Source organism: Psychrobacter sp. T6-1, from assembly GCF_052258445.1.
On the sequence record NZ_JBQQFC010000671.1, the window covers coordinates 1 to 755 of the forward strand.

The 755-nt window shown below is 44.4% G+C and carries 1 protein-coding gene; it reads right to left on the reverse strand.

The genetic code is table 11. From position 1 onward, the window contains the following. Nucleotides 1-113: 113 nt before the first annotated feature. The coding region (locus ACTXGO_RS15305; RefSeq protein ID WP_443575120.1) for an NADPH-dependent 7-cyano-7-deazaguanine reductase QueF at nucleotides 114-755 on the reverse strand (642 nt) is incomplete at its 5' end.

Genomic DNA, 755 nt, shown 5'->3' on the forward strand with positions numbered 1-755 from the left:
TAAAAAAGCGCCTATCTTACATTTTTGAATGTGTAAGATAGGCGCTTTTTTGTGGGTCATTTAAATCACAGAGCACCGATTTATTAATAACTTGTCTAAATAGACCCTACTCTTTACTGCCGAATCAGACGACTCGGTTTAGGTAATAAACTCATATCACTAACGCGACAAGGATTGATATCGATACCGCCGCGGCGCGTGTACCAAGCTCGAACCATAAGCTGGCTTGGCTGATAGACTTCGCTTAAATCTGCAAATATCTGCTCCACGCACTGCTCATGAAAACCGTTGTGTTGTCTAAAGCTTAAAATATAACGTAGCATAGCCGCGTCATCTACCGCTAGATCACTGCTTATCTCAACCACCAATGTGCCCCAATCGGGCTGATTGGTCACTGGACAATTACTGCGTAGTAGGTTGGAGTAAAAGCTAACAGGCGCGCTACTATCACTGCTTGCTCTTTGCGCGTCACCTCGCAATAACGAAGCGTCAGGATGCAAGGTTAAAGCAACTTTTTCTGTGCTATCAGCCAAAGCCTTATCGATACAAATGCCCTTAGGTTGGCTAATCATGAGTTCTGACGGCTCACCGTCTAGAGCGAACAGCTCAACTTGTACGTCCGCTTGTACGCAGGCGGATAAGTCTTTGGCAATCAAAGTTTGCACCTCATGCCAGCTAGCAAACTCAGTAAAATTAATACTGTTTAAATACAGCTTAAGTGACTTTGACTCAATGATATACGGCGAGCTTGCAGG